At 37.5% G+C, this 8202-nt stretch carries 9 protein-coding genes; 7 read left to right on the top strand and 2 right to left on the bottom strand.

Translation table 11 applies throughout. The annotated features are described in order from the left end of the window. Positions 1-290 precede the first annotated feature (290 nt). The 7 genes from napA to F3H01_RS07270 are packed head-to-tail and all read left to right on the top strand — an operon-like array spanning position 291 to position 6888. On the top strand, positions 291-3071 hold the full coding sequence (napA, locus tag F3H01_RS07300) for a nitrate reductase catalytic subunit NapA (protein WP_149725320.1): 2781 nt from the start codon (positions 291-293) through the stop codon (positions 3069-3071). Between the two features lie 9 nt (positions 3072-3080). Further along, on the top strand, positions 3081-3839 hold the full coding sequence (gene napG / locus F3H01_RS07295) for a ferredoxin-type protein NapG (protein ID WP_087577164.1): 759 nt from the start codon (positions 3081-3083) through the stop codon (positions 3837-3839). Further along, positions 3836-4627, top strand: a complete 792-nt coding sequence (gene napH / locus F3H01_RS07290) for a quinol dehydrogenase ferredoxin subunit NapH (protein WP_103560247.1) — start codon at positions 3836-3838, stop codon at positions 4625-4627. The genes napG and napH overlap by 4 nt, the downstream gene beginning before the upstream one ends. Then, positions 4624-5151: a nitrate reductase cytochrome c-type subunit gene (locus F3H01_RS07285; RefSeq protein WP_084108411.1), complete on the top strand. Its 528-nt coding sequence runs from the start codon at positions 4624-4626 to the stop codon at positions 5149-5151. Before napH ends, F3H01_RS07285 begins: the two co-directional genes overlap by 4 nt. After that, positions 5151-5618 (top strand): 4Fe-4S dicluster domain-containing protein, encoded by a 468-nt coding sequence (locus tag F3H01_RS07280; RefSeq protein WP_021090640.1) that lies wholly within the window; start codon positions 5151-5153, stop codon positions 5616-5618. The genes F3H01_RS07285 and F3H01_RS07280 overlap by 1 nt, the downstream gene beginning before the upstream one ends. Beyond that, positions 5615-6550 carry a WD40 repeat domain-containing protein gene (locus F3H01_RS07275; RefSeq protein WP_149725319.1) on the top strand — a complete coding sequence of 312 codons (936 nt, stop codon included), beginning with the start codon at positions 5615-5617 and terminating at the stop codon, positions 6548-6550. The genes F3H01_RS07280 and F3H01_RS07275 overlap by 4 nt, the downstream gene beginning before the upstream one ends. Further along, positions 6547-6888, top strand: a complete 342-nt coding sequence (locus F3H01_RS07270) for a chaperone NapD (protein ID WP_149725318.1) — start codon at positions 6547-6549, stop codon at positions 6886-6888. The genes F3H01_RS07275 and F3H01_RS07270 overlap by 4 nt, the downstream gene beginning before the upstream one ends. 295 nt (positions 6889-7183) lie before the next feature. On the opposite strand, the gene F3H01_RS07265 is transcribed toward F3H01_RS07270, so the two are convergent. After that, positions 7184-7726: an SCO family protein gene (locus tag F3H01_RS07265; RefSeq protein WP_054196383.1), complete on the bottom strand. Its 543-nt coding sequence runs from the start codon at positions 7724-7726 to the stop codon at positions 7184-7186. 9 nt (positions 7727-7735) lie between these two features. Beyond that, on the bottom strand, positions 7736-8202 hold a 467-nt coding region (locus F3H01_RS07260; RefSeq protein ID WP_149725317.1), incomplete at its 5' end, for a hypothetical protein.

The following is an 8202-nucleotide window of genomic DNA, read 5'->3' as shown; positions in this document are numbered from 1 at the left end:
GATAAAATTTTTAATAATACTTTATGTTACTTTTTTACTCAAATATTTAAAAACAATTTTACTTTGTTTTCTTTAGCTTTTTTGATAACTACTCTAAAATTCTTAAATTTTATTAAATAGTATTTTCTTTTAAAATCGTGCTTTGTGAGAAAATTAATATTTTTATGTAGAAAAATATTTACATTTTTGGCTTAAGTTTTTTGAAATTTTTGTAAATGTCAATCAGTTGTAAATAAGTTTTGCAAGGTTAATATCAATTAAATTTGTTTTAAATCTTTAAAGGAGAAAGAATGAATCGACGAGAATTCATAAAAAGTGCTGCGGCTAGTGCTGCTTGTGCTAGTGCTGGTATAGCCGTACCAAGCTCACTAAGTGCAGCAAATGAAGCCGAAAAAGGCTGGCGCTGGGATAAGGCCGCTTGTAGGTTTTGTGGAACAGGCTGTGGCATCATGGTCGCTACAAAAGAGGGCAAGATAGTAGCTGTAAAAGGAGATCCAGAAGCACCAGTAAATCGTGGTCTAAACTGTATTAAAGGCTATTTTAACGCTAAGATCATGTACGGCGAGGATAGGATCACTCATCCGCTTTTACGTGTAAATGAAAAAGGCGAATTTGATAAAAAAGGTAAATTTAAGCAAGTAAGCTGGAAGCAAGCATTTGATGTTATGGAGGCTCAGTTTAGAAAAGCATATGATGAGCTAGGACCTCATGGTATCGGAGTTTTAGGCTCTGGTCAATATACAATTCCAGAAGGTTACGCTGCTGTTAAGCTTATAAAAGGTGGCTTTAGAAGCAATAGCATCGATCCAAACGCAAGACACTGCATGGCAAGTGCGGTTGTTGGCTTTATGCAAGTTTTTGGCATAGACGAGCCATCAGGCTGTTTTGATGATATCGAACTAACTGATACTATCGTAGCTTGGGGCGCAAATATGGCCGAGATGCACCCGATACTTTGGGCACGCGTAAGCGATAGAAAGCTTAGCGATCCTGATAGGGTAAAGGTTGTAAATTTAAGCACTTACTCAACTAGAACATCAAATTTAGCTGACATTGAGATTATCTTTGCTCCGTCATCTGACCTTGCTATCTGGAACTACATCGCTCGTGAGATAGTTTATAACCACCCAGAGATGATCGATGAAGAATTTGTTAAAAAGCACTGTGTCTTCACAGCTGGTCCAGCCGACATCGGATATGGTCTTCGTCCAGACATTAATCATAAAAAATATGCTCCAAGCGAGCTAGACACTGCTGCTACTGAGAAGTCAAAGGTACTAAGTGAAGCTGAGGGTGTTACACTTGCATATCTTGGACTAAAAGCTGGCGATACGCTAGAAAATAAAAACGCTGCAAAATCTGGCGCACATTGGCAAATAACATTTGAAGAGTTTAAAAAAGCTCTTGCACCTTACACGCTTGACTTTACAGCAAAGGTGGCAAAGGGCGATCCAAACGAAGATATAGAAGAATTTAAGAAAAAGCTAAAGGCACTTGCTGATCTTTACATCGAGAAAAACCGCAAAGTCGTAAGTTTTTGGACGATGGGCTTTAATCAACACCAACGTGGTACATGGGTAAATGAGCAAGCTTATATGGTGCATTTCTTACTTGGTAAGCAAGCACTTCCAGGCTCAGGAGCATTTTCTTTAACTGGGCAACCAAGTGCGTGTGGAACTGCAAGAGAGGTTGGAACATTTGTTCACCGCTTGCCAGCTGACATGGTTATTGATAATCCAAAACATAGAGAGATAACTGAAAAAATTTGGAAACTTCCTGCTGGAACACTAAGTGGCGTACTCGCTTCTCACTACGTAAAAATGATGCGTGATCTTGAAGATGGTAAGGTTAAATTTATATGGGTTCAAGTAAATAATCCGTGGCAAAATACTGCAAACGCAAACCACTGGATAAAAGCGGCTCGTGAGATGGATAACTTCATCGTTGTAAGTGATCCTTATCCAGGAATTTCTGCAAAAGTAGCCGACCTTATTCTTCCAACTGCGATGATCTATGAAAAATGGGGTGCATATGGCAACGCTGAGAGAAGAACACAACACTGGAGACAGCAAGTACTTCCTGTTGGTGAAGCGATGCCTGATATTTGGCAAATGATGGAGTTTAGTAAGCGCTTTAAGCTAAAAGATGTTTGGGGTGAGAAAAAAGTAAATGACAAAGTTACACTTCCAAATGTGCTTGAAGAGGCAAAAGCTATGGGATACAGCGAAGAAGATACGCTATTTGACGTACTTTTTGCAAACGAAGAGGCTAAGAAATTTAGCGCAAACGATCCGATAATGGAAAACTACGACAATACAGAAGTATTTGGCGATAGCAGAAAAGTGATCGGCTCAGATGGTAAAGAATTTAAAGGATATGGATTTTTCGTCCATAAATATCTTTGGGAAGAGTATAGAAAATTTGGCGTTGGACACGGTCATGACCTAGCTGACTTTGACACCTACCACAGAGTAAGAGGTCTAAGATGGCCAGTAGTTGATGGCAAAGAGACTCAGTGGAGATTTAACACTAAATTTGATCCATACGCTAAAAAAGCTGCTCCAAATGAGAAATTTGCATTCTATGGCAACAAAAATGCAGCACTTCCAACAGGCGATCTAAAAGGCGTTACAAATAAAGATAAAACATCTCTTGCAAACAAAGCAAAAATTTTCTTCCGCCCTTACATGGATCCATGCGAGATGCCAAGCAAAGATTATCCATTCTGGCTATGTACTGGTCGTGTACTAGAGCACTGGCATACAGGCACGATGACTATGCGTGTTCCTGAGCTTTATAGAGCGGTTCCAGAGGCGCTTTGCTATATGCACGAAGATGACGCTAAAAATCTTGGCGTAATGCAAAATGAGATCGTTTGGGTCGAATCACGCCGTGGCAAGGTAAAAGCAAGAGTTGATCTAAAAGGTAGAAATAAGCCGCCAGTAGGTCTTGTTTATGTGCCTTTCTTTGATGAGAACGTATATATAAACAAAGTATGTCTTGACGCTACTTGCCCAATCTCAAAAGAGACTGATTATAAAAAGTGTGCGGTTAAAATTTACAAAGCATAGGTGAGCGATATGGGATTTTCAAGTAGGCGAGAGGCTTTAAAATTTGGGGCAAAAGTAGCGCTTTTGGCTCTTGGCGGAGGCTTTGTTTGGTCGCTTAGTGCCAAAGCTTCGCCACTTATGCTTCTTAGGCCTCCTGGTGCAAAAGAAGAGAAGCAATTTTTACAAAGCTGCATTAGGTGTGGGCTTTGCGTAGAGGCTTGTCCATTTGATACGCTAAAGCTCTCATCTCTAGAGGATGGCATAAGCATTGGAACGCCTTATTTTGAGCCTAGAAAAATTCCTTGCTATATGTGTGAAAATATCCCTTGTGTGCCAGCCTGTCCGACTGGAGCTTTGGACGTAAATTTAGTAAGCACAAAAGGCAAGCTTGACATAAATAAGGCCAAAATGGGCGTTGCAGTGGTTGATATGAAAAACTGCGTGGCACACTGGGGTATACAGTGCGATGCTTGTTACAGGGCTTGTCCTCTTTTGGATAAAGCCTTATATCTTGAATATCGCCGCAACGAAAGGACGCAAAAGCATGCCTTTTTGCTTCCAGTCGTCGATAGCGACATCTGCACCGGATGTGGCCTATGCGAGCGAGCCTGTATCACTAAAAAAGCAGCCATTACCGTGTTAAACCGCGATGCGGTGCTTGGCAAAGTAGGCGATAACTACGTCAAAGGCTGGATAAAAGAAGATGAAAGACGCATAGACGATGCAGACAGCAAAATAAAGCTTGACATTAAAAAGGCGACTGATTATCTAAATGGTGGTGAGCTATGAAATTTTTAATCTTAAGACGAATAACTCAAATTTCTATCCTAGCACTATTTATCCTAGGAAATTTTTATGGAGTTAAGATACTTAGTGGAAATTTAAGCTCATCTTTGCTTTTTGGAAAAATTCCACTAAGCGATCCATTTGCTTTGGTTCAAATTTTACTTGCAAGCTTTAGTGCCGGCATAAATGCAATTATTGGAGCTGGCATTATCTTTGCATTTTATGCACTGGTTGCTCCAAGAGCGTTTTGTTCGTGGATATGCCCGATAAATTTGCTAACTGATATTGCTTTTAAACTAAGAGAGAAATTTGGCTTTAAGGGCGAAAAAGTCTTAAATGTGAGTAAAAATTTACGTTATTACTTGCTGGCTCTTGCTCTTATATTAAGCCTTGCTTTATCTTACCCGGTATTTGAGAGCGTTAGCTATATTGGCATTATTCAGCGTGGCATTATTTACGGCTCAGCTAGTGCTTTAGGCATAGCGGTTGCGATCATTGCTTTTGATATGTTTGTGTTAAAGCGTGGCATTTGCTCGCACGTTTGTCCACTTGGTGCCTTTTACGCCATCATCTCAAAATTTGCCCTAATTAGAGTAAAACATGATGCCCAGGCTTGTACAAAATGTATGAAATGCAAGCTTATTTGCCCAGAGATGCAAGTGCTTGATATGATCGGTAAAGAGAGCCGCTCGGTAAGCTCAAGCGAGTGCATAAGCTGTGGCAGGTGCATTGATGTCTGTGGAGACGGGGCTTTGAAATTTAGTATTAGAAATTTAAGGAGAGAAAAATGAAAATAAAAATAATGATGCTTGGAGGATTGTGCGCTGCGTTTTTTGCGGCATGTACTTTTAATAATCCAAGTATTAGTGATTCGCAAATCGGCTTTAGAAATATCGATTTGCTAGACGATAAAGACGTTGTATTAAAAGATGTGAACTACACAAAAGAGCCAGCTGGTATGTCAAAGAAATTTGATAGGTCTTTTGAAAATGCACCGCCATTTATCCCACACGATACTGAGGGTTTAGTGCCTATCACAAAGGATATGAATATGTGCGTAACCTGCCATATGCCTGAGTTTGCAAAAGATAGTGGAGCAACACCGATACCATCATCTCACCTTTATGACATCAGAAATAAAAAAGATCTTGCAGGCAAGCTTGATGATGAAAGATATAACTGCACAACATGCCACGTTGAGCAACAAACTGGCTTAACTCAGCTAGTCGGTAATAAATTTAAGCCTGACTTTAGAGATAAAAACGGTACTCATAAGTCAAATTTGCTAGATGTTTTAAACGATGGTGTTAAATAATGCAAAGCAGGCGAGAGCTTTTTAGTAAAATTTTGGGGGCAAAATCTGCTCCCAAATTTATAACTCCGCCTTTTTTTAGCGGAGAGTTTGACTGCGATAGATGCGATGCTATCTGCGTAAATGCTTGTGAAAAAGAGCTTCTTAGCTTTGAAAATGAAAGAGTAATTTTTAAAGTTAAAAAGCTGGGCTGTGACTTTTGCGAAGAGTGCGCAAAGGCTTGTGAGAGTCTTGGTAAAAAAACATTAAGCCTAAGCTCACCAAAGAGTATAAATGCAAAAGTTAGCATCGATGTTTCTAGCTGTCTAGCGTGGAACGATACGATCTGCTACAACTGCCTTGATGCTTGTAAATTTAAAGCAGTCGAATTTCTTGGCGTTTTTCGTCCTATTGTTAATCAAAACTGCGTAAGTTGCGGCGAGTGCTTTGATGTTTGCTTTAAAAATTCACTTCAAATGGAGGCCTTATGAGAGCTTTGTTTTTTATTTTTTATCTATTAAATTTTATCTTTGCAAGTGAGATCACCACTCCATATAAGCAAATAGAGGCTAGTGCAAATGTGCTAAGCACAACGCTAATAAATGGCAAACTCTTTATTGCAACTGATGGAGGGACGGTTGAAATTTATGATCCTAAAGAGTCTAAATTTGAAGAGATCATTAAGATGGATGATATAAAAACCTACGTTAGTGATCATGAAAGACCAAAAATTCTAAACGTTGATGAGTTAAACGGCAAGATACTCATCCTAAGCGAGGGTGACTATGCTACAAAGGTGCTTTATATAAGAGAAAATGGGCAGATGAAAAGCATAAAAATACCAAATCAAGCGACAAAAAAGGCATTATTTTTAGATGATGAGCATATTGCACTTGCTTCAATCAGCAATGAAATTTACTTTTTGAACTTAAAAAGTGGTGAAATTTATGATAGCTTTAAAATTTCAATTGCAATGCTTTCAGATATGGAGATAAATGAAGATAGAAGCACGCTAGCTATCGCTTGCGAGAGCGGGAAGGTCTACTTTTATAATATAAAAGCTAAAAAAATGGATCAAATTTTAGATATTCATACAGATAATATCTACGACATCTCATATAAAAATGGCGTTATGATCAGCGGAGGCACCGACAGGATCGTGGGGATATTCTCAGCTGGAAGCCTAAAAAAGATAAATACCGGCTTTTTAGTCTATGGTGTCGGCCTTAGCGATGATGGTAGAGTGGCGGCTTATATGAGTGATGAGATGAGCGATGTAAATTTAGTTGATAGCAAAAGCTTAGAAAATATCGCAATGCTAAAAACTGGGCAAAGTACGATAAATAGCATAGTTTTTATAAGCGACAATGAAGTCGTAACCTCAGCCTATGAGAATAAAATTTTGTTTTGGAGAATTAAATGAATATTTCAAGTTTAATAGTTTATACGGATAATAAAAATGAAAGTGTAAAAAATGAGATAAAAAAGCTAAATGAGTGTGAAGTAATAACTGACGCAGACGATAGAATCGTAGTGGTAGTTAGCTCAGATAGTATTGAAGATGAGATAAAAAATTTTAAAAAAATAGAAGCTATCAGCGGAGTAGTGAGCGTTGTGATGGTTTATAGCTATCAAGAAGATGCCGAAGAAAATAGGAAAAAGCTAGAAGAAAATGGCAAGATAAGTGAAATTTTGACAAGTGATGAGGTAAAAGCTGAGGATATTACTTATGGCGGCAGCGTGCATCATAGAGTGAAATAACAAAACTAAATTTCTAGCTTTTATATTATGATTAAAATTTATAGTGCAAAAGCCTGCTTTTCGTACAGATCTTTTTAATAAATTTATTGCTAGTACTGCTTATATTTAATCAACTTTGTTTGGCTTGTAGATTAAATTTATGTTCAAGGGTTAATAGATTTTTGGTGAAAAATCACTCAGCAAGCATTAAAATCAAAAGTATAGCAAGTGAATTAAATTTTAGCTTAGAAGATCTTGAGATGATGCTTCTATAAACAATTTTAGTAGGCCAGTTTTGGCTTACTAAATTTATAGCCTAAGGTCTATCTTTGATCAAATTTAATAAATTTTCTCCAATATTTTCGTTTGTTAGATTTGAAATTTCTTTATAAAAATTTCCTTTTTTGTCTATTAAATATATTGAAGAGCTGTGAGCAACAGAGTAGCCCATGGCTGAGTTTTCAAGACGGACTTTTTGAAATTTTACACCATAGGTTTTTGCCACTTCTTTTAAGGCATTTAGTTTTAATCCATCGGCATCTTTGTAGAAATTTTTTGCCATTAGAGTTAAATTTTCAGGAGTATCGCGTTCAGGATCAAGCGTAATAAAAAGTAGCTCAAAGTCATCTCTTTTTAGTTTATTTAGTTCATCTCCAATCAAAGAGAGTGCAGTAGGGCAGACATCGGGGCAAAAAAGATAACCAAAATATATAACTTTGTACTTTCCGTCGTAATTTTTAAGACTTACTTCACCATTTTGCGAAAGTGCCTTAAAATCATACTTGTTTGGCTTTATTAGCAAAAGTGCAACACCTATACAAATTAAGATTATTATTAAGCCCCAAAATGCCTTTTTCATTGTTACCCTCTATAATTTTAGATCAAGATCTACAAAAAAACCAGTTTCTTTTTCGTCATCAAGCACTTTAAATCGATATCTCATAAGCTCGACAACGCAAGCACTTAGCACTACTTGAGCAGTTAAGTTATCGCCTCTTGGCTCAAGTCTTGCTTTGATTGATCCCATATTCATATTTATGCCGTCTATCTCAAGACTCGGATTTTTTAGCCCTAAATTTTTACCATTAATGATTTTAAAGCTAAAAGGTCTCATAGCATAAATAGGTCTTGGTGAGATGTCTATTTTTAGCTTTACGCCTTTAAATTCCATCTCACAAGATTTATTGTTTAGATCACATTTTAAAGGATCTAGCGATGTGTTTACATCTGCAAATTCAGGTGGATCTTCTTTGCTTGTTGTCATAAGCTTATAGCCTATCGAAAAAGCACCTAGAACAATAAAGATAAATGAAAAAATAATTATGATTTTTTTCA

The organism is Campylobacter concisus (assembly GCF_902460875.1).
GTDB classification, from domain to species: domain Bacteria; phylum Campylobacterota; class Campylobacteria; order Campylobacterales; family Campylobacteraceae; genus Campylobacter_A; species Campylobacter_A concisus_AA.
Note: the sequence above shows the minus strand (reverse complement) of the source record. Positions and strands in the feature narration are given on the sequence as shown.

Bases quoted from the DNA above. Each gene is read 5' to 3' on its own strand.
- napA (WP_149725320.1), top strand. From the start codon at position 291: ATGAATCGACGAGAATTCATAAAAAGTGCTGCGGCTAGTGCTGCTTGT.
- napG (WP_087577164.1), top strand. From the start codon at position 3,081: ATGGGATTTTCAAGTAGGCGAGAGGCTTTAAAATTTGGGGCAAAAGTA.
- napH (WP_103560247.1), top strand. From the start codon at position 3,836: ATGAAATTTTTAATCTTAAGACGAATAACTCAAATTTCTATCCTAGCA.
- F3H01_RS07285 (WP_084108411.1), top strand. From the start codon at position 4,624: ATGAAAATAAAAATAATGATGCTTGGAGGATTGTGCGCTGCGTTTTTT.
- F3H01_RS07280 (WP_021090640.1), top strand. From the start codon at position 5,151: ATGCAAAGCAGGCGAGAGCTTTTTAGTAAAATTTTGGGGGCAAAATCT.
- F3H01_RS07275 (WP_149725319.1), top strand. From the start codon at position 5,615: ATGAGAGCTTTGTTTTTTATTTTTTATCTATTAAATTTTATCTTTGCA.
- F3H01_RS07270 (WP_149725318.1), top strand. From the start codon at position 6,547: ATGAATATTTCAAGTTTAATAGTTTATACGGATAATAAAAATGAAAGT.
- F3H01_RS07265 (WP_054196383.1), bottom strand. From the start codon at position 7,726: ATGAAAAAGGCATTTTGGGGCTTAATAATAATCTTAATTTGTATAGGT.